Origin of the sequence: Solibacillus sp. FSL R5-0449, assembly GCF_037975215.1 — a bacterium.
Taxonomy (GTDB): Bacteria; Bacillota; Bacilli; order Bacillales_A; family Planococcaceae; genus Solibacillus.
The window spans coordinates 1,938,451-1,960,989 of record NZ_CP150239.1; the positions used below are offsets into that span (position 1 = coordinate 1,938,451).

At 37.3% G+C, this 22,539-nt stretch carries 29 protein-coding genes; 4 read left to right on the plus strand and 25 right to left on the minus strand.

Features of this window, described 5'->3' with window-relative positions; translation table 11 throughout:
• Positions 1–588: a pyridoxal 5'-phosphate synthase glutaminase subunit PdxT gene (gene pdxT, locus MKY27_RS09535; protein ID WP_339194645.1), complete on the plus strand. Its 588-nt coding sequence runs from the start codon at positions 1–3 to the stop codon at positions 586–588.
• 41 nt (positions 589–629) lie between these two features.
• Here pdxT and MKY27_RS09540 read toward each other — a convergent pair whose 3' ends face one another.
• Entirely contained in the window at positions 630–1,883 is a 1,254-nt protein-coding gene (locus MKY27_RS09540) for an S-layer homology domain-containing protein (protein WP_339194647.1), read from the minus strand.
• Between the two features lie 319 nt (positions 1,884–2,202).
• Here MKY27_RS09540 and MKY27_RS09545 point away from each other — a divergent pair, with 319 nt between their 5' ends.
• Positions 2,203–2,730: a DUF2179 domain-containing protein gene (locus tag MKY27_RS09545; RefSeq protein WP_339171416.1), complete on the plus strand. Its 528-nt coding sequence runs from the start codon at positions 2,203–2,205 to the stop codon at positions 2,728–2,730.
• Between the two features lie 50 nt (positions 2,731–2,780).
• On the opposite strand, the gene MKY27_RS09550 is transcribed toward MKY27_RS09545, so the two are convergent.
• From MKY27_RS09550 to MKY27_RS09630, 17 genes are all read right to left on the minus strand, one after another.
• On the minus strand, positions 2,781–3,389 hold the full coding sequence (locus MKY27_RS09550) for a cysteine peptidase family C39 domain-containing protein (RefSeq protein WP_339194650.1): 609 nt from the start codon (positions 3,387–3,389) through the stop codon (positions 2,781–2,783).
• A 259-nt stretch (positions 3,390–3,648) separates the two neighbouring features.
• Entirely contained in the window at positions 3,649–4,485 is an 837-nt protein-coding gene (locus tag MKY27_RS09555) for a hypothetical protein (RefSeq protein ID WP_339194653.1), read from the minus strand.
• Between the two features lie 42 nt (positions 4,486–4,527).
• Positions 4,528–5,019, minus strand: coding sequence for a fructose-bisphosphate aldolase (locus tag MKY27_RS09560; RefSeq protein WP_339194655.1), 492 nt, complete (start codon positions 5,017–5,019; stop codon positions 4,528–4,530).
• An 11-nt stretch (positions 5,020–5,030) separates the two neighbouring features.
• Entirely contained in the window at positions 5,031–5,483 is a 453-nt protein-coding gene (locus MKY27_RS09565) for a GNAT family N-acetyltransferase (protein WP_339194657.1), read from the minus strand.
• 23 nt (positions 5,484–5,506) lie between these two features.
• Complete coding sequence (locus MKY27_RS09570; RefSeq protein WP_339194660.1) at positions 5,507–5,698, minus strand: hypothetical protein; 192 nt, start codon at positions 5,696–5,698, stop codon at positions 5,507–5,509.
• A 118-nt stretch (positions 5,699–5,816) separates the two neighbouring features.
• Positions 5,817–6,689, minus strand: a complete 873-nt coding sequence (locus MKY27_RS09575; protein ID WP_339194663.1) for a pirin-like C-terminal cupin domain-containing protein — start codon at positions 6,687–6,689, stop codon at positions 5,817–5,819.
• 63 nt (positions 6,690–6,752) lie between these two features.
• Positions 6,753–7,175: a VOC family protein gene (locus MKY27_RS09580; protein WP_339194665.1), complete on the minus strand. Its 423-nt coding sequence runs from the start codon at positions 7,173–7,175 to the stop codon at positions 6,753–6,755.
• A 116-nt stretch (positions 7,176–7,291) separates the two neighbouring features.
• Positions 7,292–7,777: a GNAT family N-acetyltransferase gene (locus tag MKY27_RS09585; RefSeq protein WP_339194668.1), complete on the minus strand. Its 486-nt coding sequence runs from the start codon at positions 7,775–7,777 to the stop codon at positions 7,292–7,294.
• Positions 7,778–7,867: 90 nt separating this feature from the next.
• Complete coding sequence (locus MKY27_RS09590) at positions 7,868–8,590, minus strand: DUF5694 domain-containing protein (protein WP_339171445.1); 723 nt, start codon at positions 8,588–8,590, stop codon at positions 7,868–7,870.
• A gap of 134 nt (positions 8,591–8,724) precedes the next feature.
• On the minus strand, positions 8,725–9,411 hold the full coding sequence (locus tag MKY27_RS09595; RefSeq protein ID WP_339194670.1) for a DUF3600 domain-containing protein: 687 nt from the start codon (positions 9,409–9,411) through the stop codon (positions 8,725–8,727).
• Positions 9,395–9,928, minus strand: a complete 534-nt coding sequence (locus MKY27_RS09600; protein WP_339194673.1) for a sigma-70 family RNA polymerase sigma factor — start codon at positions 9,926–9,928, stop codon at positions 9,395–9,397. Before MKY27_RS09600 ends, MKY27_RS09595 begins: the two co-directional genes overlap by 17 nt.
• A 179-nt stretch (positions 9,929–10,107) precedes the next feature.
• Positions 10,108–10,593: a group II intron maturase-specific domain-containing protein gene (locus MKY27_RS09605; protein ID WP_339194676.1), complete on the minus strand. Its 486-nt coding sequence runs from the start codon at positions 10,591–10,593 to the stop codon at positions 10,108–10,110.
• Positions 10,533–11,393, minus strand: coding sequence for a group II intron reverse transcriptase/maturase (gene ltrA / locus MKY27_RS09610; RefSeq protein ID WP_339194679.1), 861 nt, complete (start codon positions 11,391–11,393; stop codon positions 10,533–10,535). The genes MKY27_RS09605 and ltrA overlap by 61 nt, the downstream gene beginning before the upstream one ends.
• A 578-nt stretch (positions 11,394–11,971) precedes the next feature.
• The gene (locus tag MKY27_RS09615; RefSeq protein WP_339171452.1) at positions 11,972–12,187 is read right to left on the minus strand and encodes a DUF3923 family protein; all 216 of its coding nucleotides are present in this window, start codon (positions 12,185–12,187) and stop codon (positions 11,972–11,974) included.
• Between the two features lie 72 nt (positions 12,188–12,259).
• Positions 12,260–12,697, minus strand: coding sequence for a DMT family transporter (locus MKY27_RS09620; protein WP_339171454.1), 438 nt, complete (start codon positions 12,695–12,697; stop codon positions 12,260–12,262).
• 72 nt (positions 12,698–12,769) lie between these two features.
• On the minus strand, positions 12,770–13,228 hold the full coding sequence (locus MKY27_RS09625) for a DinB family protein (RefSeq protein ID WP_339171457.1): 459 nt from the start codon (positions 13,226–13,228) through the stop codon (positions 12,770–12,772).
• Positions 13,229–13,368: 140 nt separating this feature from the next.
• The gene (locus MKY27_RS09630) at positions 13,369–13,902 is read right to left on the minus strand and encodes a helicase (protein WP_339194682.1); all 534 of its coding nucleotides are present in this window, start codon (positions 13,900–13,902) and stop codon (positions 13,369–13,371) included.
• A gap of 191 nt (positions 13,903–14,093) precedes the next feature.
• Between MKY27_RS09630 and MKY27_RS09635 the strand changes: the two genes are divergently transcribed.
• Positions 14,094–14,741, plus strand: coding sequence for a DUF421 domain-containing protein (locus MKY27_RS09635; protein WP_339171463.1), 648 nt, complete (start codon positions 14,094–14,096; stop codon positions 14,739–14,741).
• Positions 14,742–14,816: 75 nt separating this feature from the next.
• Here MKY27_RS09635 and MKY27_RS09640 read toward each other — a convergent pair whose 3' ends face one another.
• From MKY27_RS09640 to MKY27_RS09665, 6 genes are all read right to left on the minus strand, one after another.
• Entirely contained in the window at positions 14,817–15,347 is a 531-nt protein-coding gene (locus tag MKY27_RS09640) for an HAD family hydrolase (protein WP_339171465.1), read from the minus strand.
• 165 nt (positions 15,348–15,512) lie between these two features.
• Entirely contained in the window at positions 15,513–15,989 is a 477-nt protein-coding gene (locus MKY27_RS09645; RefSeq protein WP_339194684.1) for a CarD family transcriptional regulator, read from the minus strand.
• A 676-nt stretch (positions 15,990–16,665) separates the two neighbouring features.
• On the minus strand, positions 16,666–17,943 hold the full coding sequence (locus tag MKY27_RS09650; RefSeq protein ID WP_339194687.1) for an IS110 family transposase: 1,278 nt from the start codon (positions 17,941–17,943) through the stop codon (positions 16,666–16,668).
• Positions 17,944–18,041: 98 nt separating this feature from the next.
• The gene (locus MKY27_RS09655) at positions 18,042–18,890 is read right to left on the minus strand and encodes a phosphotransferase (protein WP_339194689.1); all 849 of its coding nucleotides are present in this window, start codon (positions 18,888–18,890) and stop codon (positions 18,042–18,044) included.
• 46 nt (positions 18,891–18,936) lie between these two features.
• Positions 18,937–20,721: a M3 family oligoendopeptidase gene (locus MKY27_RS09660; RefSeq protein ID WP_339194692.1), complete on the minus strand. Its 1,785-nt coding sequence runs from the start codon at positions 20,719–20,721 to the stop codon at positions 18,937–18,939.
• Between the two features lie 18 nt (positions 20,722–20,739).
• Positions 20,740–21,204 carry a GNAT family N-acetyltransferase gene (locus MKY27_RS09665; RefSeq protein ID WP_339194694.1) on the minus strand — a complete coding sequence of 155 codons (465 nt, stop codon included), beginning with the start codon at positions 21,202–21,204 and terminating at the stop codon, positions 20,740–20,742.
• Positions 21,205–21,454: 250 nt separating this feature from the next.
• Between MKY27_RS09665 and MKY27_RS09670 the strand changes: the two genes are divergently transcribed.
• Entirely contained in the window at positions 21,455–22,024 is a 570-nt protein-coding gene (locus MKY27_RS09670; RefSeq protein ID WP_339194697.1) for a cupin domain-containing protein, read from the plus strand.
• Here MKY27_RS09670 and MKY27_RS09675 read toward each other — a convergent pair.
• Positions 21,990–22,526 carry a hypothetical protein gene (locus MKY27_RS09675; RefSeq protein WP_339194698.1) on the minus strand — a complete coding sequence of 179 codons (537 nt, stop codon included), beginning with the start codon at positions 22,524–22,526 and terminating at the stop codon, positions 21,990–21,992. The genes MKY27_RS09670 and MKY27_RS09675 overlap by 35 nt on opposite strands.
• Positions 22,527–22,539: the final 13 nt, after the last annotated feature.

The following is a 22,539-nucleotide window of genomic DNA, read 5'->3' on the forward strand; positions in this document are numbered from 1 at the left end:
ATGGCGAAAATTGGAGTACTTGCATTACAAGGTGCGGTAAAAGAGCATATTCAGCAAATTGAACTTCTTGGTCATGAGGCTGTTGCAGTTAAAACATGCGGTGACTTACTTGGTATTGACGGTCTAATTTTACCCGGTGGAGAAAGTACGACAATGGGTAAAATGTTAGAACGAAATGATTTGTTAGACCCTATTAAGTCACTGGCACAGCAAGGTGTACCAATGTTCGGGACCTGTGCCGGTCTTATACTGCTGGCCAGAAAGATTAAGGATTCCAATACTCCTCACCTCGGTTTAATGGATGTAGAAGTGGAAAGAAATTCTTTCGGACGACAGGTAGATAGCTTTGAAGCACCGCTATCAATTCCATCAATCGGTAATGAAATAACAGCAGTTTTTATTCGTGCACCGCATATTGTCTCAGTCGGTAAACATGTCGAAATACTTGCTACATATGAAAAACGAATCGTACTAGCCAGAGACGGCCAATTTTTAGGCTGCTCTTTCCATCCAGAACTCACTGATGATGTTCGAATCCTCGAATATTTCATCGGTATGGTAACAGATTTCATAAAGGTTCCTAGATAGACAAAAAGAAGCACAATTGTGTGCTTCTTTTATTTGCCGTATTATTTATTCAAACCCTTTTCATGTATCCGATAGATCATGGCTGCCATATGTGCTCTTGTTGTCGGATTGTTTGGACCAAATCGGCTAGCCGTATAGCCCGCCATAATGCCTTCTTGTTTCATCGTTTCTATCGCAAGAGATGCCCAAAAGTTATAGTCTACATCTTTAAATGAATTTACACCTTTGTTAGCAGGTTGGCTATAAAAACCGGCATTATAGAAAATTTGAGCCATTTGTGCCCTTGTTAAATATGTATTCGGTGAAAAACGTCCATCACCAATACCATTAATTATTTTATTCTGTGCCACTAAACGTATAGAGTCTGCTGCCCAAAAACTATTTTCCACATCAGTGAAAGAGATGTCTTTATTTGTTGTAGTCAGCGCTAAAAAGTTACTAATAATAGCGGCAGCCTGAGCTCTTGTTATCGATTGATTCGGTTTATATGTACCATCAGGATAGCCGGAAATCCAACCTTTTTCAGTTAAGAATAAAATCTGTTGTTCGGCCCAATGTCCACCTATGTCCTTTAACTTTCTATCATCAAATTGATATAAATTCCGTTCATCCATGATGGCCCCTACTTTATTTCGATAGTATTCCCCGCCTAAATGGATATAGCCGGCATTGGCAATGTCAAACAAATATTCTTTGGAAGCCCGCTCATAATCCCATCCCTTTTTCATCCGTTCTTCGTAGTTAGTTTTGGCGAAACGATAGCGATCATTTAACAGTAAGTTCCCTGCCAAATATTCAACCGCTTCTTTATAGGAACTAAAAGCGCGATACCAGTTATCCCTTCTTTTGCTTTCATCATAAATTTTACGGTCTTCTCCGAAATCCTTCAGCACAGGTACCGGTTCATAATCTTCATCAGGTTGTCCTTTCAACTGCCAGGCATTCTTCGGGTTATACCCCCAAACCTTTACTCCGAAAAGATTATTCGCATTCACTGCTATTCTTGTTGTTCCATAGCCGCTTTCCAGAGCTGCCATTCCAATAATTGCACTAGCAGGAATTCCCCATTGTTCATTTGCTTTCATTGCATATGTAGAAATTTCATTAATAAAGTCTTCCTTCATTTTAGTTGAAGGATATTCTTGTGTAGATAAATAGGCGTTACTGTTTCTTCCAGACTTTTCGTCTTCAAACGGGAGAAGGTTTACGCTTTTTGCACTCGTGCTTAATGAGCTGCAATTAAAAACTAGTAGAAAAATTAATAGTGATAGTACTGCTTTGATTGATTTCGCCAAATTCATAACTCCTTAAATATTCAAATAATAATCTCGGACTCTATCATCATAGCAGTTTTTTATTAGTCTTAGTGCATAAAATATCATTTTATTAATACTAATTGATGGGCATATTGCCTAACTTTACCTACTAAGATTAATCAAAAATCACCGTTTAACCTAATGGCCTAATGATGATTAGGAAGTATCAATATAGCAACTGCAATGCATTTCCCCCTCATTTTATAGCATTTGCTCAAATAATTAATAAGAATATAAATTTCATATTAGGGTAGAAGTAAAAAAGTAAAGTAAATTTTCAAATGAAAGAGGGGATTTCATGCAGGAAATAATCCTAATCCTAGTCATACAGCTCGTATACGTGCCGTTAATGACCCTACGAACAATTTTCTTAGTCAAAGATATGAGACTTCTAGCCTCAATTTTCGGGTTTTTAGAAGTTCTTATTAACGTATTCGCACTTTCTATCATTTTTAGTGGTGATCAGAACTTTATAGCGATGGTTGTGTATGCACTCGGATTTAGTATCGGGATACCGGTCGGAACAATGATTGAAAATAAACTGGCTATTGGTTATGTCTCTGTTACAATCAATACGCAGCAGAAAAACCAGGAACTGATCGACACGTTAAGAAACAGCGGCTTTGCCATCACGACATCTGTCAGTGAAGGTCGTGACAGTGAACGTTATAAATATGAGATTCTGGCGAAACGAAACCGAGAAAAAGAATTATTCTCGCTTGTTGAGTCAATTGAACCTAAAGCCTTTATCATTTCATATGAGCCAAAATCATTCAAAGGCGGCTTCTTAGTCGACCGCATGCGTAAATTTAAACTACGACGTTAAAATAAAAACGAGCTGGATGCATTGATTCCAGCTCGTTTTTTTGTTTCAAATTATTTTCCCTCTACTGCTATATATGTATTGCTGTAAGGAAGCATATGGATTCTTTTTACATCCCAAAGTTTTTTAAATTCTTCAATCGGAACTTTTCGATTATAGTTTTTCAGTTCGCCTTCATCATTTACTAAATGACCGAGTGACTCTGAAAGGTAAATAAACTCTTTGTCATATCCGACTACCGGGACGAAATGCAGATTTTTGAGATCCTTCTTCACTTTAATAAAAACAATGACCGGTGTCCCTTTGCTGACTTCGTATTTCAATGAATTTATATTCCCTTTATAATAATGGGTCTTAAATCCCTTATTTTTTAATACCGCCCGTATTCCTTTCGGGTATACATTGCCTGTTTTTGTTTTGTTAGGGAAATGCTGATATAATACTTCCCCTTCAGCATCCTTGCCAAAGTGACGCAATAGGTACGCCGTTGAAAATGCCGCGCATTCCGTCCCTTTTTGGAAGTCGATTCGATTCTCGTGCTGAATCATGTAAGTAGCCGGAAAATCCTTTTTTCTTATAACCGGCATGGGCATAGTCATTAAATACGTATTAATGGCTAGTGAGATAATAAGCCAAAAAACAACTGAATTAATTATAATCATGCTACTCCCCCAATATATGAATACATTGTGTGACTACTATTTTTGTTTAATCTTCTTAGAGCTTTCCAATAGTAGTACAATTCCAATAACCATTGAAAAGAAAAAGTACAGGCCTGCAAAAAACTTAGATATTAAATCTTCTCGAACAAGAAATTGGGAAGCCGAAAAATACATTGCTATAAACATAAGCATTGTGATTAAAGACTTTCTCCATCTCATAATTATCACCATCCTTAAATGTTTAGTGGGTTTCTATAATTTAAAAAGTGCGTAACAACGATTTCATTCTCGCTTCAAAATCTGAATGTCCCCAATAAAGCATAGCGTTCTCAATACCTTCCTCATCTACTAAATGCTTTACTAAAAGATAAGCAATATAATAACCAAGCCGGCTATAGCCAAATGTTTGACCCCCGTTAATCGAGAACCATTCTTTAAATATTTCAGCTGAAGTACATTGAGCTAAATCTTGCTGAAAAACATTGATAAAGGTTTTTGTATTTTCTTCACAAAAAGTCAGCCATTCTGGATCTTGTTGATATGCAAAATAAATATCCTGATCTGCTGATACTACTAAAGTTGATAAGTATGTTGCTACGCCCTCTTGCAGTAGCCATGTGAATGGGTTACGCCATTGTATATCTTTTGCATCTATCCCGTTATGTGTAGTAAAAAGGTGATGGACTGCATGGCCAAATTCATGTGCAATTATTACTTTTAGACCTGTCTCATTTTGCTCAAATTTTTCAACACAAAAAGCAATATGAGGATCCATTGAACGATAAGTATAAGCATTCGAACCACCTAAACCGACAAAAATATAAACATCCTTAGTAAATTTTATCGGATACCGCTTTTCGTACTCCTTTGTAATTTGAGGAGTTAGCGATTTTAATTTCTCGGTAATCCAGGACATTTGTTCAATTTTATTTGGATGAGCTTTTAATGCGTTTTCAAGTTTCAATTCCTTATTTTTACAATGATGATCAAAGTAATAGCTATAGATTTGAGGGTGTTGATTAAAATAATTTTCGTAGTACTCTTTGGAAGGTTCATAGTGATTCAGAAATGGACTAGCTAGATCGTATATTTTCATCAAGATGTCTCCAATCTATTAATTAATGGTTTAAGCCATGACTTATTCAAACTCCACTAAATCTCCAACTTTATATTCTTCTGTCACGATTTCCCCACCGTTGTCAATCCTTACTTCAAAAATAATCGTATTCAATGCCTCTCTGATTAATCCTTCATTTAATCCTTTAGAATAAAAGGAAAATTCCTGAGTATGCTTTGCGAAATTCTCACTCTCATTATTTTGTTCACCACCGCCGCCAAACCAATATCGGTCTGTAGCATCCAATGAATCAAGCGCTTCTTTCCAGCTATCGCTAAATGCAAAATGAACTTTCTGGCCAGCTACATTATTCACTTCTACGTTTAATATAAATTTTCTGAAATCATCAATATGTGGATTTTCTAATTCATGTGTTCCAACTCGCTCAAATTCATCCTCGGTCAATGGTGAAATTATGGCTTCAATTGAAGTAGTAGGCTCTGCTCGAAAACTGCATGCAGTCAATATGAACAGGACGGAAAACACAACGAATAAAAATATGGTTTTTTTCATACTGTCCCTCCCTATAACTCTTTTGATAACCGAATCATATCGATACACTGGATGCCATTCTCGTAAATTTCTTCTGAGTAATGCTTAATGAAATAGTTATGATCAACTGAAACAATCCGAAAACCGCATTTTTGATATAACGCCAATTGCCCAATACTTGAATTTCCCGTACCAATTTCTATCGTCTTATAGCCCTTTGTTTTGGCTACACGAATGGCATCATCGATTAATAATTTCCCGATCCCTTTTCCCTGATGTTCTTCAGCTACTGCTACATTGACTATTTCCACAGTTTTTGGTCTTGTCGGCAACAGGACATAGACACCAATGATTTGCTCATTACTTTCAGCTACAAAACATTCTCCCTTTGCCAAATAATCTTCCACGATACTTTTAGAAGGGTCCGCGAGTAGTAATAATTCCATTGGCACTTTTTCGGGTTTTTCCAACCTTCTAATCTCCACAGCTATCCCCCTTTACTTCTCGGTTAATTTTGTTTATCACTTTCCTTTTCCAACTCTTTTACAATATCATTACTTATATTTGATTTTTCTTCTTCAATCTTATATTTCTCTTTTATTAAAATTCCAAGTTCAGAATAATTAATCCCATGCTTTACCGCCAAAAAGACAACGATGTAAAGTAAGAATCCTAAAAAAGCAAACGATAATAAATCCATGTAATCCTCTCCTTATATTATAAATTTTACCATAATTTAAGCGTCGAATTTGGTGAAAACAAAAAACCAGATGGCTCAGTTCCATCTGGTTCATTGTAATAACGGGAATTTATCAGTTTTATTTTCTTACAGCTGGCGGTCCAAATTTCCCTAGCTGTAAATCACGGAATGCTTCTCTGATTTCTTCTTTAGTATTCATCACGAACGGTCCGCCTAGAGCGATTTCTTCTCTAATCGGTACACCTGAATAAATTAAAACTTTAGAACGTGTAGTTGCTTTAATCTTTAGTTCGCTTGAATTGTCTTCAGAACCAGCTTCGTTATAAGAGATTGTAGCCGCTCCTGTTTTGGAGATTTTGGTCATACTTTCCCCAAACTCCATTTCACCTGCCAACATAAACAAGAATGAATTATGATTTTCAGGTAAGACATGCGTGTACTCAGCACCTTCACGAAGCGTAATTTCGGTCATCGTAATCGGTACTAAACTTTGCATAGGTCCTGTTACCCCGGCAATATCCCCTGAATAAACTCGAACGAATCCCCCATCGATATTAACTACAGGAGCATCTTCAACATAAATATTTTGATAAGACGTTTCTGTATGTTTTAAACTTTTCGGCAGGTTCAGCCAGAGCTGTAATGTATGAATCAAGTCATCATCAAATGCTTCTTCCGCATGTCGAGCTGCCCAGCCAGCATTCATATATTGAACATCCCCGGCATTTAAAATGCTGTATCCGCCGGCATTATCAATATGCTCAAGTCTGCCATCGACAACATAGGTTACCGTTTGAAATCCACGGTGCGGGTGATCAGAGAATACGCCACGTTTATACCAATCTTCTGCCATTAAAATAAATGGATCGAATTCGGCGTTACGGTTGGGGTGTAGAATGAATCCTTGCTGGAGATGTGGATATCCATTTTTGTTGTACTCTGGATACCAAAAACTTTTAATTTCTCTTTGAAAAGCTGTATTAGTTGCCAATTGTATTCCTCCCACCAAGGTTACTATGAATAAATTATTAGATCAAAAACTTCCAATTAAAGTTTATCGCATTTTCTCCGCTAACTCTAAAATTATGCCTTCAGGTCCTTGAACAAAGCATAGTTTATAAACATTATTGTAATTTTGGATTTCACTAATTATTTCCGCGCCTTTCTTTTTCAACTTAGCAACGACCGTTTCAATATCTTCAACGGCAAAAGCGATATGGGTTTTTGGTGATTGCTGAATATTCGACAGCTCTAAGTCTGTATGAAACTTGACCAACTCTAAATTGGCTTGGCCATCCGACATTCCCAATAGGACAATCGTTGCTTTCACTTCAGCAAGCCCGGTGATACGCTCTGCCCATTTCCCATCCACTTCCCCTTCACCAAGCACTTCCAGCCCAAAGTCGTTGAAAAACTCTTTAACTTCTGCAAGGTTATTTACTATGATCCCTACATGATCGATTTTGTGAATTTTCATATTTAATTCCCCTTTGCACTTAACTTACTTTTGCAATATAAAACAACTGTAGATTAATCTACCTAAAAAGAGGATTTCCAAAACAACGAAATCCCCCCTTATCATTAATCCATATTCTATTGCAGCTTGACCATGTTATACCAGCTGACGCCACCGTGCTGTGAATCGGAAATGCCGTGATTCATAAATCCGAGTTTTTCATAAAAAGGAACTAATTCCTGTTTGCATGTTAACGTGATTCCTTGACGTTCATTTTCAATTACGAGCTGCTCCATTTTATCAAATAGTATTCGAGCGATGCCTTGTTTTCTTGCTTTTTTAGAGACAGCTACACCTAAAATACTCTGATAGCCGCCTTTTTTAGGATTTTCATTAATCTCTTCAAAAAGATCATCCGTTATGTAGATTTGAGGAATTACTGGACCATTAATATAACCAACAATCTCTCCGTCTTTTTCAGCAACTATAAACGTATCCGCAATCAGCTGGATTCTCTCCACAAAGGCTTCCCTTGTAGCCGCCTCTTCTTTTGTAAAGCCTTCATTTTCAATGACGATCAGCTCTTCTAAATCTGTCTTTTGCACATTTCTTAATGTAATCATGTTGTTCCTAACCCCTTTATCTGGCCAATTACTTCTAATTTTCTGTTGAGTACCTCAACTCGTTTTCCCAATTTATACAGCTCGCCCCCCTTATTCCGACCAATGCCCGTACGGAATGACTTTTATGGATTCGTCCTCTTCCAGCAGTTGTTTAAGTAGATAGTTATGTGCGCTTCCATATAAAATAACAGCTCGTTTTGTTTCAGGAAGAGTGGATTTTTTTATATTACGGACGATTTTTAAATTCCGGTAATACCAGTATTTCGTCACCCACTCAAATGCAATTTTATCGTCGAGCTGCATTAAATCCACATAGACTTGATGATCATTTACATTGTATTGTTGTGTATTAATATATTTGTACAGTTCGATGATATCCCCTTGCTGAATGATAGTAGAGAGCTTTTCGAGCACAAATTGTACACGGTTCATTATTTCCTCGAACTCTGTTTTCGATTGCCCTTCTGCTACGAGACCCAGATCGATCGATTCTTCCGGCTGCTCGTTCCAATCCACAGCATAAATGGCATCATGTCCAAGCTTTTTCGCTAACCGGAATCCAATTTGATAAATCTCATTTTCTTTGAAATCTTCATTTACTTCTTCTACTTCTGCCGAGCGGTAAACTGAATTCAGATATTCTTGTAAATGAAATGGATATTCGACAAACACTTGATCCGCTTGGAACTTCGCAAGATCAATGGCCAACTTTTCAAAATCGCGATCATTATATTTCCTTTTATCCTTTACCGATAAAGTGTTCAAGTCTGAAGTATCGCTAAGGTGACATGTTCCGACTAATAGAATTTCCATATAAATGCTCCCTCTATTCACCTGTTTTTAATAAGTTTTCATTCCTAAATCTAACTAAATTTTAGCATAAATTTCCCAGGTGATATTACATTCATAAAAAAATCAGCTTGAATAGCCCAAGCTGATTGTCTCCATTAATTCCCCATTTGTTTTTCATTCACGTAATCCAATACGGCACGAGCCTTTAAAAATTCTTCTTGTGCATCTGCAGGAACCATCTCTACTTTTGGTGGTGAAGAAACACCTAATTGTGCCATAACTGTTTCAAAGGTTAATAACGCCTGAATATATTGCCCATATTCTTCAGGTGTTAAAATTTCTTTACTCGATGGCTGATTATTTAACTTATCAAAGTACGGTTGGATTTCATAAATGGCCGCTTTAACTTCCTTCAGTTTTTCTTCAGACACCTTAGAATAATCGATATTTCCGTTTTTATCGCCAAATTCAAGTTTTGCATCTGTAATGACATGGAGTATTTCTTTAAACTGTTCGAATTGTTCTTTTCCGAGGTCACCTTTTGCCTGGGACAATTTTGCATCAAATAGTAAATAACTTTTCATTGTAATATTTGCTATATGTTTTTTCACATTATCAAACGATCCGTATAGATCATCTGCAAGTAAAGACTGATACGCAAATGCTCCAGTTGGAACCATTAAGCAGGCAGCCATGATCGTAATTGCAATTCGTTTTTTCACAAAACGTTTCACCGTTCCGCCCATTTCCGATTTGGCTTCCTTTATGCCTTTTTTGCTTCTTTCATGAAGCTGGAACGGGATTTCAATTTTATCTATATCCTCTTTAAAATGATTCCCCATAGTTCTCTACCTCCTTTAAATTTTGGCGAAGCTTATTCAGAGCACGGTACAAAATCGATTTGGCTGTTCCGAGCGGGATGTCCAGAATATCCGAAATTTCCTTTAACGTACGGTCATTATAATACTTCAGTAAAATCACGCTTTTCTCATCTTCCTGCAAAATATCCATTAGTTCCCGTAACGATAAAGACATGGCAATATCTTCAACTCCTTCTTCCGTATGTACTTCAAACTGAGGTATGAGTGGCACTACTTTTTTATTTTTATTAATTACGTTCAAGGCACAATTGATTGTAATTTTCATAAGCCATGTCTTGAAATATTCCGGTTTATTCAAAGTGCGAATATTTTTGAATGACTGATACGCTACTTCTTGAACAACATCTAAAGCATCATTTTTATTTTTTACATAGACATAGGCCATTCGATAAATATCTGCTTCATATTGTTGGAAAAGCTCTAAGTATGCTTTGTCATTTCCTTTTTGAGCTTTTTTTACTAAGCGCTTCATATTCATCGCAATTCCTCCCTTCATTTTCGTTTTACATTTATTAGACATCCGAGAAGAACATTTGGCTTTAAAATTTTAAAATTATTTTTCTCATCATTGGCATTATTCAATCGAGTAGGAGGCTAGCCATTAATTGGCTAGCCGACCTCTCACACCACCGTACGTACGGTTCCGTATACGGCGGTTCAATCTTTTGAGTATCTTCGCTCGTAAAGTTGGGACAGGTCTTTCAGTCCCCACTTTACGAGCCTTTTATTTGGAATGGCTTGGTGTAGAACCTCACTTCGTGATATTCGCCAGTATCCTTTTCTTGAATGTGCCGTTTTCATGGCTTCATCATGTTGGATTCCGTATTGGCGTAATTTCGCATATTTTGTTCGTAGTAGTTTCCACCGTTTCCATATTAATTGACGTAAGCGATGATTTAGCCATGCTTGTATTTCTCTGATAAAAGTTTTCATGTTAGCGATACCATAGTAATTTATCCAACCAACCGTTGTTTGATTGATTCTTTTCACAATCTCACGAAATGTCCCTGTTCGTTTACGACTCGTCAGTATTCTTAGCTTATCTTTTAGTCGTTTCTTGGCGGACTTGATTGGTCGGTATCCTACTTTCCCGACAGATTTTGTAGATGAAACCCTAAGAATGTAGCTGCTGTTGCGCCACATACTTTACTTTTCTGCTCATTGATTGTGAGACCCAGTTCATCTTCGATAAAATTCTTGACACTGGTCATGACGCGTTCACCTGCTCTTGGTGACTTTACATAAATCACAAAATCATCCGCATAGCGAATGAATCGGTGTCCTCGTTTTTCTAACTCTCTATCTAGCTTGTTTAAATACACGTTTGCTAGAATTGGAGAGAGTGGACCCCCTTGGGGTGTACCTTCTGTCGTTTCAATGAGGATGTCCTTGTCCAATATGCCTGAGCGTAAGAATTTCCATATTAGCTTAAGTACTATTTTATCTGTTATGAATTCTTCCAAATAAGCTCGTAGTCGCTGGTGATGAATCGTATCGAAGTAACTTTTCAAGTCACAGTCCACCACTGTTCGATAACCTTCCTCGTAATATTTCTTAGCGAGGGCAATTGCCTGGTGTTGGTTTCGACCTTTTCGAAAGCCAAAACTTTTGTCTGAAAAGTGTGGATCAATTATTGGTTGGATGACTTGTAGAATGGCTTGTTGAACAACTCTGTCCAATACACATGGTATACCTAGATATCGTTTGGAGCCATTCGCTTTTGGGATAGCTACTCGTTTCACTGGTTGAGGTTGGTAGGAACCATCTTTTAATTTCCTTTTCAATGGTTCCTCATATTTTATTAAATGCGCCTTCAGTCCATCAACCGTGATACCGTCGATTCCAGGTGCTCCTCCATTTCCTTTTACTTTCTTATATGCATTCCATAGGTTTCTATGGGACGCAATTCTGTCAATTAAATTGATACTTTCTTGTTTCTTCATTTCCATGTTTACATCCCTACACGCTCTTATATACTCTTTCGCTTCCAGCTTATCCCTCTATAAGTAGCCATCTATTCGGTCTATACCTTGATGTTTTCTGTGTTTTGGCGGGATGTCTCCACCTCCTTGTTTCTTTCAAGATTTAAAAGATTGTTCGGCCCTTCATCTTCGGTCGAAGACTACTATGGCTTCTGCTGACTTCTCTTGATTCATCCATTTATCACTAAACAAATTGTTAATTGAATAACCCTTAAGAGACCTCCCCGGGTAAGCACAACCGCCTTCCTCTCATGTAACTGCCAGATTTACTGTATGGGATTTGGGCAGTATTGGACTTCGCTTTGTTTAGCAAGCTCATCCGTCCCAAGTCAGCCTTTTATCTGATTTCTGTTCGTCAGTTCGAGAGTTTGCGTCCGACTTCCTTCAGATTCCACGTCACCATGGACACCCTTGTCTTTCGCTAACAGTTCCTACTGCCAAGCCTGTAGTGGACTTTCACCACCAGGCTGTTGTGCATGCCGGGCACACTAAAAAAACGCTTCCCTTATTACGGAAAGCGCCTTAAATATTATAAGCTATTAACTTTTTCGTTTCTTTAAAAAAAATAAAAATATAAGTTGGACGATGGTAATGAAAATAAACACTACACCTAACAATGCCAAGGAAAGCCATCTAAGCTCAGATGTTTGGACTACACCTGCAGCATCTACTTCTCTAAAATAAATAAATATAGCTAAGCCACTAAACAAGACAAGCCAAACCCCATTAATAATTATCCACCATATTTTCTTCATTCATTTCCCTCCATAAATATACCTACGAAGGGAAACCAAATAAGTTTCATATACTATACAGAAAATTTCCATTTAAGCTTTATTAAACAAATAAATCCCGGCAAACATTAACGCAAGGGCAATGAGTTTCGTCATATTCATCGGATAGATAACCCCTCCAAAAAGGCCAAAATGATCAATAATCGCGCCGACAAAAATCTGACCAATGATAACCGCCATAAACGTTGCAGCTACTCCGATTAAATTAACAGAATAGATATTGATGACAATAAAGAATGCGCCCAATAATCCTCCGATTAACTGCCATTTTGGAACAGTAAATACATTTAAAAAATTCCCTTTACCGAAAAAGAAAGCTAAAAAGAATAAGGCAAGGGCCCCTACCATGAACGAGACGGTGGCACTTTCCAATACACCTACTTTTTTACTGAATAAGGCATTGATTTGACTTTGTATCGCAACGGCCGAACCACCGATCAATGCTAATAAAGCAATTATCAATTTCAACATCAACAGTGCCTCCAATGTGAATACCATGAAATAATGTAATATAAATTTATTTAACTAGCATTATAATCTGTTTTAGATAGTAGATTTCATTTGATTTAAATGATGGATATCATGTTCCATTAAGCCTTTTAAGTATTCGTAAAACGTTAACGTTGATTGGTTAATCTGTATTGGGATCAGCCAGTCATCTTCAGGAATTTGCTTTAGCAGACTTAATAAGTCTTGCCTTACGTGAATACATTTTTCCAATGTATTTTCTACAGCTTCTGTTCTGGCTTGTAAAGAAGATTGGTCATTTAGCTCCGCGATACCCGGAGCTTCCGGTAAGTGTTCACCTGAAAATATATAGGGAATTCTTTGCTGTAACACAAATTCATCCCAAGGGTAAAAGTGACCGACTATTTCTATAATGGACCACTTCCCTTCCCCGATCGGTTTTCTTAATCGATTTTCATCAACTGATTTCAAACTATGTATAAAAGTTATGACGTTTTGATGATGCACTACTATTTCTGATTTTTCCTTCAGCAATTGGACCACCTCAATATAGTTATTCGTTACTGAACACAAAAACACCTACAAAGGTTCACATTCCAGGAGACTTCAAAGGAACGTAAACCATTTCCATGACATTGGGTAAGCTCCACCAAAAACTTCACTAATATCGTTTCCTATTTTAGCTTGTCTGATTTGAAGACAAACCGGTTATCGGGATTCCACACATGCAAGTTGTCAGCTACATATCCGCGCAGCCATAATATGCCGTCAACTTTCCGGACATAAAATCCTTTCGGAAAACTTTCTTCATTACTTATTAATTCTGATGCAATGGTGACAGATCCTGAAGGTGCCTCATTTTTTTGTGAAAGATCCCCTGAATTCCCCTCATCTTGGTCTACATATTCCAGTCGTAGGTATGGTCCCAACTCAGGCGGACATAACTGCAAGCCCAGTTCGTTCGCTTGTCTAAAGATTTCAGGTAATGTTGCGCCATTCGGAAAGCCAAGGTCCCTAACGGATAGTTCAACAATTTCCACGCTATATGCTGTTTCGGTAGTGGTAAACCGATCATCATATAATAATCTCTCACCATATTGGTTCAATGAAATAGACGATTGTTGCAGTTTTTGAATAAGATCGGCTTTCGACAGCCCTCCAACAACAATTGATTTTGTAATAACAGGACAGTCAGGGTATCTTCGCATTTCTTTCCCTCCTCATCGCTCCCGAGTTGTTATTTTTGTTGCAAAGCTTGCTTTTAAACCTCTACTAATCATTTCGATTCAACTCATTCATACTCCTTCAATCCCTTTAAAACAGGAAACGCTAGTGATTTAAGACCAGCTTACATTGACAGGCTTCAGGGTATTCAAAGGATAATAGGAGAGTGAAATACATGATTACAGCAATTACGATTAAAATCATTGCCGGGTTTATCGCACTCATGGTTGTGATCCGCTTTATCGGAAAAAAAGAGCTTACTGAAGTCACCCCATTCGATTTTGTGTTTATCGTGATTCTCGGTGGAACACTGGAAGAAGGAGTATACGATGAGAAAGTGAAGATTTGGGATGTGCTCTATACGATTGGACTATGGACTGCGCTGTACCTGTTAACCGATTTTCTTGTCAGGAAATTCGAAAAACTGCGCCCGATCATTAAAGGAGAGCCGTCTTTTCTTGTAAATAATGGGAAGTTGGATATTAAAGAATTAGAGAAAAACAAAATGGAATCCGAACAGCTGCGTTCGTTGCTGCGGATGCAAGGTGTTTTTTCGGTTAGGGAAGTAAAATATGCTCTTTTGGAACCTGGTGGGCAAATCAGCATATTGAAAAAGGATTCATCCGGGGAAGATTCCGGTGGTGTGCTCACTCATCTGCTTGTCGATGAAGGGCGAATTGAAGAAAGAGTTTTGGCACAAATCGGAAAAGACAAGCGCTGGATCATTCAGCAATTAAAAGAGGAAGGCTACGAGGATATCACGAAGATTTATTATGCGGAATGGTCTGAGGAAAATGGATTTTATGTTCAGACTTATGATTAATGGGTAGCAGGGCAGCTGCAACAAAGAGAAACGACATTAAAAATAACCCGCAAAGGTTTCCTCTGCGGGTTATTTCTAATCATTATTTGCATCATGAATAATCCATTGTGCTGCTTCCTGTAAATTGGGAAACACTGCATCTGCCAATGGATCACTTTCACCAATAAAGACAGCTTTTGTCCCGGCTTTCTTCCCTGCCTGAATATCCGTATCCGTGTCACCGACCATATAGGATTTTTCCAGATCAATGTTGTATTTTTCACCTAAATCCAAAATCATTTTGCTGTTAGGTTTTCTGCATTCACACCCGGCCTTTGGTTTATGCGGACAATAGGCAACCTCATGAATCGTTGCACCCTTTTTCTTCAACTCGGCCACCATATAGTCATGAACTCTCTGTAACTGCTTTTCCTTCATATAACCTAATCCGATTCCGCCTTGGTTCGTCACGACAAACACATAATCAAAACAGTCATTTAAATTTTTAATCGCTTCTTCTGCTCCAGGCAAAAAGTAAAATTGTTTCGGTTCATTTACAAATTTCACCCGCTTCGTCAGCACTTCGTTAATTACGCCGTCCCGATCTAAAAACACTGCTCTTTTCAATCCATCCACACCTTTAATTTTTAATCTTATATGTAGTATGTTAAAAATTATCGGCTTTAAGCGGTTTTGTTTCGAGTATTCAATGATTCTCTTCACGAAATCAATCAATTGAAAAAGGCACAACTCTTTTTAAGAATCGTACCCTTTTGAAAGTCTTCAGTTATCTTAGCAGAAACTTTTAATTTGATTTTCAGTAATCCCTTTTATTAATCCGAGTTCAATTATCAAAAAATGATGTGCGCTATTTAACATTTCTCTTTCACTTGTATTTAGTGTTTTTTCTTCTTTCATACGCATTAAATCACGTACAACTTCAGCACATTCCAATATTTTACCCGTTTTTACTTTGTCCGAGTTCACTTTATACCTTTGTCTCCACGACAATAAATTATCGGATTCTCCATGCTGAAAAATGTGAATGATGTTTTTCAAATCCATTATATCAGTAACAGGTCGTATACTTGAATTCAATATTTTGTCCTTCGGAATCGTGATTAGCATATTACCGGTTGACATTTTTATGACATAACACTGTTGTTTTTCACCTGATATTTCCTTTTCTACTACGGCTTTAATGATACCTGCTCCTTGCATTGGATAAATAATGTTTTCACCAATTTGAAACAAATAATCCACCTCCATATTTGGCAACCATAAGGTAACCTTCTTAACCTTAACACGTATATGGATTTTTAACAAATTTTTAATAATAACATACACATAACATTCGTGTCAAACGTTTTTTATTGTTTTTACAATAAGAATCGTATTGGATGCGAATGAAGAGGTGGTGTATTAATAGAAGATTGATTACGTATCTTAATGTAATCATTTTATAGCAGTTTATAGTCAGCGCTGTTTAATATCATTTGAATTAAGCTATTAAATAATTTTTGCTGAGAAGGTTTTTGCCAATCCTCCCTCTATAAATGTTGATGTATCAATGGCTTGCGCCATTTTTCAGCGTCAAAAAATATTTTTTTCGACTCGTACATCTATCGTTATTTTGTAATTCTTGATTTTTCTTACATATTGACTGTAAGCTTCGCTAAAGGAGAAACCATTAACTGGTAATAATTCTCCTGATCCTGTGCGATATATCGATGCACTTTTGGATCTCTGCGTTGCTTATGATGACGGACCCTCCCATATCTCTAGGCGTCTGGTGCGCGTACATTCCTTCGTTCGGTCTATTCATAAGGCAGAGGCTGGCGATGCTCCTCAGGGGACTCATTTGACTATGACTCAACGGTCGAATGGGATAAATAATGCCGGCTTCTCCGTGTCATCCTCTTGTCTTGACTTCCGGTGGTGACGCTTAGGCAGCCGTTTGAAGACTGGCGAAATCGGTTATCATTTGATGTTCGTTAAACATGGTTTTCTTTTTGCACAAGGCATGTAAAACTTTTAGTAACTTCCCACAAAGCAGAACGATGGATTGCTTCTTGCGGAGTGGGTTTTTAGTACGTGTTGTGTAATATTCATGAAGTTGCTTAAAGGCTGGATTATGCAAGATGACCGGCATCATCACTCGGAATAGGAGGGCGCGAAGTTTGCGTCTTCCTCGTTTGGAAATCCGTTTTTGTCCCTTTTGCTGACCAGAAGAGTTTTCACGCAATGTGAGTCCCGCTAGTTTGATTAATTGGCGTGGATGCGCATATTGTGTGAGAGAACCAACCTCTGACAGTAAATCGACAATTGTGACGTCCCCGATTCCCGGTACCGATGCCAAATACTCATAATCCGTCATTTGTTTCGCAAGCTCGATTAATTGAGCCGTTAATTCGTCGAGCTGAGCTTGCATTAATTTCATTTGAGAAAGGAGTGTGGCGATTTCAAGTTTGGCCATCACTAAACCTTCTGTCAGTCCGATTGAATTCTGCGAAACCTCGACTAATTGCTTTGCCTTTGGTAGCTGGGGACTTTTCATCCCTTCTACCTGGCGGTATAAGAATAGTAGCTCTTCGGGTGCTTTCCCTTTGATATCCGATGGTAGTGGTGTCATTTCGAGCACCGCATACGCCATTTTCCCGAAGCTTTTAAATACTTGTGTAAACTCCGGGAAGAAGCGATCTAACCAACGAATCAAGCGATTTTGTAGGGCATTTAAATCTTCTTGGATTTTCGTTCGTAATGTCGCACCATTTCGTAACTCGGCTTCGATTCCTTCGAGAAATCGAGGATAGCTGAAGCGACCGTCGCGCATAAGGCGAGCGATGACAAGTGCGTCTTTTTGGTCATTCTTCGTTTGAAGGTTGTCATCCAACTCCTTGGAACGATTGACGTGCATCGGGTTGACCATTACGAATGGAATTCCGTAGCTTGTCAGAAAGGCCGCCAAGTTCATCCAGTAGTGTCCTGTTGGCTCAAAACCAACTAGAATTTCCTGTTTTTCATGGGTATCTTTTAACGTAAGCAGTCGCTCATAAAAGCTTTCAAATCCAATGCGTGACTGCGCAATAGGAAATGATTTTTGGAGCACTCGGCCTCGATCATCAATAGCACAGGCAAAATGTTTGTGCTTCGCAATGTCAATGCCGATTACGAGTGTATTTTCAGAAACTTGATTAATTTTATGGTTCGTATTAGAATTCATTAAGATAGTCCTCTCGTAGATGAATGAGTCAATTTAGTCGTTGATACTCAAGCATCATACAGGAGGGCTTTTTTGTTTTCAAGTCCCTGAAAATCCTTCTAACAGGAATGCTCCTCATACTCCGCCATTAACCACATCACTTCATCTAGAAAAACGTGCTGTTTGGCCATTTCCCAAAAGCTTTTTTCCTCATCGGTAATGTCTATGTACTCTCTGTACCCCGATAAAAAAAGTTCCCATTCACCTTTTGTAAAGACCCGATCTGGTGCTTCTTCATGCTCATTATGAAAAAGTAGTAGTGCGAGGGCCAGATCAAATATTTTTGGAATCCATGCCGCATTATCCGGATCGATTAGAAATGGCTCCGGGATTAATATTAAATTATTTGCTTTAAAATCATGAGGTGTTGCAACATGTGGTAAGTTTGCCCGGTAAAGTTCCTGCTGATTTGCAACACTTTCCAATAACTTTGTTTTTAATCCTGGGTCCATTCTAATTCCGGCTTTTTGTGCATGTTGGTTAATTGCCTCCATACTCTCTTTCACTTCTTCTTCATTAAAATCATAGACATCATATACGAGGAGGTCATAAACATTGGAAACAGGTGAACTGCTGTGGATCTGCCCTAACAATTTACCAGCTTCATAAATTTCATTGTCTTTGCCTGAATATTTCTCACCTTCAATAAATGGATAAACCACGAAATTTGTATCTTCATATTTTTGCGGATTATCCACTTGTAACTTAACTGGCGTTACAACATTTATCCCCTTGTCTTTTAGCATGTTCGTATACGACATAACATTTCCTGCTCTTTTTTGCGTACGTTTTACAACAACATCCCGATTACCATATTTCACTCGATATACCGGTGAATATGGATAAATGCTTGCAGGCTCTTCTTCCACTTCAAATCCAAATATATTTAAAATTTTGGTTCCATTCATTATTTTAACCACCTAATTTTCGCTGAAATTCCCTATGAATTATATCTTAAGACGTAAGGGTTATAAATTCTTCCGCATCTTTTACACAGATTTCCATTCCCTTTTCCCAAAAATCTGTGGATGTGATGTCTTCTCCTAAATGTTTCATCACTAAATCTTCTACCGTCATCCTGCCTGAGTCTTTAAGTAAATTCAGATAATCCTTCTCAAATTCTTTTCCTTTCTCCTTTGCCTTTGCAAAAATTCCTAATGCAAATAAATAGCCAAAAGTATAAGGGAAATTATAAAAAGGAGATTGTGTAATATAGTAATGGGGTGTCCATACCCAAGAATAGGTGGACGGCTCATCAAGGGATCCGTGATATGCTTCTTGTATGGCCTCGTTCATTAATTGGTTCAAACGCCTGGATGAAACAAGCCCTTTTTTACGCTCTTCATAAAATCTTTCTTCAAATAAAAACCTGGAATGGATATTCATAAAATTCATGACACTGCGTTTTAATTTCTCATCCAATAAAAACAATTTCTCTTCTTTTGACTGCACTTTTTCCAATGCTGCATCAAAAATAATCATTTCGGCAAAGGTTGAAGCGGTTTCGGCAATACACATCGGATACTGTTTATTTAACCCATCTACCGATTTCATCGCGTAATTGTGGAAAGCATGTCCCAATTCATGCACAAGTGTCAGCACGTTTAAAAACGTCCCGCCAAAGGTCATAAAAATTCTTGATTCGCCGGTAAGCGGAAAACTCGCACAAAACGGGAAAGCCGATTTATTGTCATGGTCTTCCGCTTCAATCCAGCCTTCATTAAAAGCATGCTTAGCAAACATTTCTAATCCGTTTCCAAAATGACTAAAATGATCTATGATGAGCGTAGCTGCTTCGTCGTATTGTATTTTGGGGATTTCATTTATAATCGGAGCCCAAAAATTATAGGCTTTCATGCTGGGAGTCCCCATCATTTCAGCTTTTCTTTTTAAATAATTCGAGAAAGGATCTTTATACTGCTTGACGACCGACCACATAGCATTCATCGTTTTTTCCGTTATTCTATTTTCTTTTAAAGGGATTTCCAACACATTTTCAATACCGGAATGCTCATAAATTTGTAACCGGAAGCCCGCAATATGATTTAATATTTTGGCGAACATCTCTTCTTTTTCTTCGTATACTGTTTCCAATGTGTGATGTGCTTCTTTACGCACCTTCTCATCAGGGTGAGATCTTAAGTTGATAGCCTGTCCTATTGAAAGCTGTTTTTCATTTCCATCCACTTCAATATGTACTTTCATACTACTTATCAGTGCATTATAAAAATGGCCCCAAGAATGATAGCCGTCAACCGTTAAATCAGCTATTAACGATTGTCCGTCATCCGATAAAGCGGTATTCGTATTTTCACGCCAGTCAGTCAAAATAAATTTATAATGTGCTAATTCTTTAGCTTCGATTAAACTTACCCATCTCTCCTGTTCAATATTTGCTAAGACAACCTTTAGTTTAGATAATGCAATTTTAAAATCAGATTCAAAACTGACGATTTTGCCGCGTAAAGTTACTGCATCCGAATCTTTAGAATGTTGAGAAAGGAGACAAGTGACAAAAGAATTGGCTTGTGATAAATGGATGTGGGTTTCACCAATTTTGTTCATTAATTCTGCTATTGGGGCCCCATCATCTATTAAGGGCAGTGCACTAAAAGAGGCAACCGACTCTTTTATAGTATGTAAATAAACTTCCAATTCATTTAAGTGATTGCTGAATTGATCTGACTTGCTTCCACCTCGAAAAATACTGTCTAAATCCCAATTCACTTCATATGGCATTTTAACTTCCCCCATTATTCATTTACAATTTATTTTAAACACATCAATCTTTTCATATTTTTCATCAGAAACAGTCTCTAGGAAGGTCCATCCTCTGTTCCTATAATAATCCGAAGCATCTTCTGTTCTTAAATACAGCTCATTCCAATCTAATTCCCTCACTACGCGAATCGTCTCGTCTATTAACATTTTCCCTATCCCTTTACTACGGTACGCAGGTTTTGTATAAAGAGAAGCGAGCCAAGGTTTATACATATGTCTTGCCTTTAAATCATTTTCAACTATTGATACAGTGCCGAAACATTCCCCATTTTCAAAGGCTACGAGTGTTATAGGTAATGAATAATCCTTTGTACTAGAAAAGTACTGAACAACATCTTCAAACGTCATCCTACTACCTGCTTTTACTACAAATTCTTGATAGACCATTTCAGAAACTTCATTGATAAATTCCGGTTGGTTAAATAGTAAATCTATTTTCATATAAATCACCCGCTCTAAAATTACTTATAAAAATTATTAGCGAAATGCTATACAACCCGTATGTTAAAGTCAGCAAAAATATCACCACCTAAATTTTAACATTAATCTTTTTTTATCCAAACAAAAAAGCCGATTCATATAAAGAATCGCGCTCTTCAATTAAATAATTAATATGATTTTTAAAATATCATCCGAAAGATTGATTTAACCTTAGATTAAACAACCTATAATACAAATTGAGGTGAAATATATGATAGATTTAAAAGAACTAATGAAAGCCGATATTAAGTTCAAAAAGATTTGGGAAAGTTCTTGCAAAAATCATCGGATTCTATATTTCCAAATTAATAATGGAGATGAAGGAATTAAAGCACATTTTCATCCCTTTGGTGAAGATCACGCATTAATTTTAGAAGGTGAATTGACTTATGATATTTCATTTGAAGAGCAAATAATTGCTGTGAAAAACAATCTTGTCTTTGGATGGTCAAATTATGTGCATGGATATTGTAATAACACTGAAAGACCACTACATATTCTGGTTTTTGCAACCCCAGAAAATAATTCATCAGTGTATAATCAACGAGAACAAAATGTAAAAAACCACTCAAAAATAAGACACATTAAAAAGTTGCCTGCAAAAGAAAAAATCTTTTCAAATAGAGTAATTTTTTCCTCAACACCACCAAGAGAATTTTCTAATTGTCTTGTAATTAACTTAGAAAAACAAACCATTGATAGTAACCCTAATATAGTAGAAAGTAGTGATAATTTATATGTAACATTTAATTCACTTCCTTCTTATTCGAAAATCCTGTAAAGATAAAACATGAAATACACGCACCTGTTGTGACCACAATCCCCATGAATAATCCGATTGCTCTCATAAAAGGATCATCCCCCGGATAGGCAGGCTCCAGTGTTACTAACATATAAATCAATATTAGAGTGAGGATCATATAAAAACTGCTCCCGACTGCTGCCATCTTCAAACGATTTTTTCTCGTCCCTTGCCAAGTTCTATTCATTATTATCCATAAAAAGAGACTTCCTATTACAGCAAGTATCATCACAGGCAAATGGACATACGGAATTAAGAAGTAACTTAACAAATAAAGAAATAGAGCCGTCGAAAAAAATAGGATGGCATTCGTAATAAACAGAAATATGCCTGCTAGCCAATGATTTTGAAACCATTCCGCATTGTTCAACCTAGATATTAGAAAATTGTCTTCTCCCAGTAAGTTGATTAACGGCCTTTTAAGAAACATGACAAAGAAAACACCAATAAGACCCATAAATAAGAATAAAATTAAGGACATCGCTTCCCCCCTA

Coding starts and splice junctions, on each gene's coding strand:
- pdxT (WP_339194645.1), top strand. CDS start 1: ATGGCGAAAATTGGAGTACTTGCATTACAAGGTGCGGTAAAAGAGCAT.
- MKY27_RS09545 (WP_339171416.1), top strand. CDS start 2,203: ATGCAGGAAATAATCCTAATCCTAGTCATACAGCTCGTATACGTGCCG.
- MKY27_RS09550 (WP_339194650.1), bottom strand. CDS start 3,389: ATGATTATAATTAATTCAGTTGTTTTTTGGCTTATTATCTCACTAGCC.
- MKY27_RS09555 (WP_339194653.1), bottom strand. CDS start 4,485: ATGAAAATATACGATCTAGCTAGTCCATTTCTGAATCACTATGAACCT.
- MKY27_RS09560 (WP_339194655.1), bottom strand. CDS start 5,019: ATGAAAAAAACCATATTTTTATTCGTTGTGTTTTCCGTCCTGTTCATA.
- MKY27_RS09570 (WP_339194660.1), bottom strand. CDS start 5,698: ATGGATTTATTATCGTTTGCTTTTTTAGGATTCTTACTTTACATCGTT.
- MKY27_RS09580 (WP_339194665.1), bottom strand. CDS start 7,175: ATGAAAATTCACAAAATCGATCATGTAGGGATCATAGTAAATAACCTT.
- MKY27_RS09585 (WP_339194668.1), bottom strand. CDS start 7,777: ATGATTACATTAAGAAATGTGCAAAAGACAGATTTAGAAGAGCTGATC.
- MKY27_RS09590 (WP_339171445.1), bottom strand. CDS start 8,590: ATGGAAATTCTATTAGTCGGAACATGTCACCTTAGCGATACTTCAGAC.
- MKY27_RS09595 (WP_339194670.1), bottom strand. CDS start 9,411: ATGGGGAATCATTTTAAAGAGGATATAGATAAAATTGAAATCCCGTTC.
- MKY27_RS09600 (WP_339194673.1), bottom strand. CDS start 9,928: ATGAATATGAAGCGCTTAGTAAAAAAAGCTCAAAAAGGAAATGACAAA.
- MKY27_RS09605 (WP_339194676.1), bottom strand. CDS start 10,593: ATGTGGCGCAACAGCAGCTACATTCTTAGGGTTTCATCTACAAAATCT.
- ltrA (WP_339194679.1), bottom strand. CDS start 11,393: ATGAAGAAACAAGAAAGTATCAATTTAATTGACAGAATTGCGTCCCAT.
- MKY27_RS09615 (WP_339171452.1), bottom strand. CDS start 12,187: ATGAAGAAAATATGGTGGATAATTATTAATGGGGTTTGGCTTGTCTTG.
- MKY27_RS09620 (WP_339171454.1), bottom strand. CDS start 12,697: ATGTTGAAATTGATAATTGCTTTATTAGCATTGATCGGTGGTTCGGCC.
- MKY27_RS09630 (WP_339194682.1), bottom strand. CDS start 13,902: ATGCGAAGATACCCTGACTGTCCTGTTATTACAAAATCAATTGTTGTT.
- MKY27_RS09635 (WP_339171463.1), top strand. CDS start 14,094: ATGATTACAGCAATTACGATTAAAATCATTGCCGGGTTTATCGCACTC.
- MKY27_RS09645 (WP_339194684.1), bottom strand. CDS start 15,989: ATGGAGGTGGATTATTTGTTTCAAATTGGTGAAAACATTATTTATCCA.
- MKY27_RS09650 (WP_339194687.1), bottom strand. CDS start 17,943: ATGAATTCTAATACGAACCATAAAATTAATCAAGTTTCTGAAAATACA.
- MKY27_RS09655 (WP_339194689.1), bottom strand. CDS start 18,890: ATGAATGGAACCAAAATTTTAAATATATTTGGATTTGAAGTGGAAGAA.
- MKY27_RS09660 (WP_339194692.1), bottom strand. CDS start 20,721: ATGCCATATGAAGTGAATTGGGATTTAGACAGTATTTTTCGAGGTGGA.
- MKY27_RS09665 (WP_339194694.1), bottom strand. CDS start 21,204: ATGAAAATAGATTTACTATTTAACCAACCGGAATTTATCAATGAAGTT.
- MKY27_RS09670 (WP_339194697.1), top strand. CDS start 21,455: ATGATAGATTTAAAAGAACTAATGAAAGCCGATATTAAGTTCAAAAAG.
- MKY27_RS09675 (WP_339194698.1), bottom strand. CDS start 22,526: ATGTCCTTAATTTTATTCTTATTTATGGGTCTTATTGGTGTTTTCTTT.